Source organism: Pseudomonas pudica (genome assembly GCF_015680405.1).
Classification (GTDB): domain Bacteria; phylum Pseudomonadota; class Gammaproteobacteria; order Pseudomonadales; family Pseudomonadaceae; genus Aquipseudomonas; species Aquipseudomonas pudica.
In genome coordinates this window covers 1-2111 of the sequence record NZ_JADLJS010000097.1, presented here as the reverse complement: position 1 = coordinate 2111, position 2111 = coordinate 1, and the positions used below count along the sequence as shown (strand labels likewise).

2 protein-coding genes are annotated in these 2111 nt (G+C 65.8%); both read left to right on the top strand.

Translation table 11 applies throughout. The features are described from left to right. Window positions 1–197: 197 nt before the first annotated feature. A complete protein-coding gene (locus tag IRZ77_RS26630) occupies window positions 198–1412 on the top strand; it encodes a CmpA/NrtA family ABC transporter substrate-binding protein (RefSeq protein ID WP_196174634.1) in 1215 nt (404 codons plus the stop codon). Between the two features lie 12 nt (window positions 1413–1424). Beyond that, entirely contained in the window at window positions 1425–2000 is a 576-nt protein-coding gene (locus tag IRZ77_RS26625; RefSeq protein WP_108481427.1) for an ANTAR domain-containing response regulator, read from the top strand. Window positions 2001–2111 lie beyond the last annotated feature (111 nt).

The window sequence follows — 2111 nt, the reverse complement described above, 5'->3', positions numbered from 1 at the left end:
AAGGCACCTCTGGCATTCAGCTTGCCATTCACCGCTCTCACTTCAGATTCTAATCCCCTCTCAAGACACAAGCTGGCTTGCCGGCGATGAGGCCCATGCAGGCGGCACAAGGCAGTTGCTCCACAGGGATGCTGCCAGATGGCACATCGGTTGCACCGGAAAAGCCCACAGCCTTATCAGTATGGGCGAGGAACCTTGTGAACACTGTACCCCGAGCAACGCCCCTGGCCTGGGTCAACGGCAGTGACGCGCCGGAGAAGCCCTGCCTGAACATCGGCTACATGGCCCTGACCGACTGCGCCTCGGTGGTAGTCGCCGCCACCCAGGGCTTCGCCCAGCAACACGGCCTCACCCTCAACCTCAAGCGCCAGGGCTCCTGGGCCGGGTTGCGCGACAAGCTGGTCAGCGGCGAGCTGGATGCCGCGCACTGCCTGTATGGCCTGGTCTACGCCGTGCACCTGGGCATTGGCGGTGTACCGGCCAGCGCCATGGCCGTGCTCATGGGGCTGAACCAGAACGCCCAGGCCATAAACCTGTCCCCGGCCTTGCAGAGCAAAGGGGTGACCAACCCTGAAGCATTGGCGCGCCTGGTGCACCAGCATGGCGCACGCCTCACCTTCGCCCAGACCTTCCCCACCGGCACTCACGCCATGTGGCTGTATTACTGGCTGGCCAGCCAGGGCATCCACCCACTGCGCGACGTCGACAGCGTGGTGGTGCCACCGGCGCAGATGGCCGCACATATCCAGGCCGGGCGCATCGACGGTTTCTGCGTGGGTGAACCCTGGGCTGCCGATGCCGTGGCCAAGGGCCAGGGCTTCACCTTGGCCACCAGCCAATCGATCTGGCCGGACCACCCGGAAAAGGTCCTGGCCTGCGCCCGCGGCTTTGTCGAGCAATACCCCAACAGCGCCCGCGCGCTGATCAAGGCGGTCCTGGCGGCCAGCCGCTTCATCGAGCAAAGCCCGGAAAACCGCCGCAGCACCGCGCAACTGCTCAGCGGCAGCGCCTACCTGGACACCCCCCAGGCAAGTATCGAACCGCGCCTGCTCGGCAGCTACCACGATGGCCTGGGCAACCACTGGCAAGACCCCCACGCCCTGCGCCTGCACGACCATGGCCGGGCCAACCTGCCGTACCTGTCCGACGGCATGTGGTTCATGACCCAGTTCCGCCGCTGGGGCCTGCTGCGCGATGACCCCGACTACCTCGGCGTAGCCCGCGAGGTCCAGCAACTGGCACTGTATGGCGAGGCGGCCCGAAGCCTCGGCGTGGCCTGCCCCGACCAGCCGATGCGCAGCAGCCTGCTGATCGATGGCAGCCGCTGGGACGGCAGCGACCCCTACGGTTATGCCCGCAGTTTCAGCCTGCATGCCCTGGGCAACCTGCCCGATGCCCGTGTCGGCGCGTGAGGGGAACCATCCATGTTGCGCATCCTGCTGATCGACGACACCCAGAGCAAACTCGGCCGCCTCAAGGCCGCCTTGAGCGAGGCCGGCTTCGAGGTCATCGAAGCCCCAGGCCTGACCATCGACCTGCCCGCCTGCGTCGAAACGGTGCGCCCGGACGTGGTGCTGATCGATACCGACTCACCGGACCGCGATGTGATGGAACAGGTTGTCCTGGTCAGCCGCGACCAGCCGCGGCCGATCGTGCTGTTCACCGACGAGCACGACCCCGGGGTGATGCGCCAGGCGATCCAGGCAGGGGTCAGCGCCTACATCGTCGAAGGCATCCATGCCGCGCGGCTGCAACCGATCCTGGACGTGGCCATGGCCCGCTTCGAAAGCGACCAGGCACTGAAGGCGCAGCTGCTTGCTCGCGACCAGCAACTGGCCGAGCGCAAGCGCATCGAGCAGGCCAAGGGTTTGCTGATGAAGATGAAGGACTGTAACGAAGAAGAGGCCTACACCCTGATGCGCCGCCAGGCCATGAGCCGGCAGCAGAAACTTATCCAGGTGGCCGAACAGATCATTGCCATGCACGAGATGCTGGGCTAGCAACCTCCTTCACGCGGTCCCTGTAGGAGCGGCCTTGTGTCGCGATGGGCTGCGCAGCAGCCCCAGGATCTCAGCTTCGCGGCAGATATTGCCGGGGCTGCTGCGCAGCCC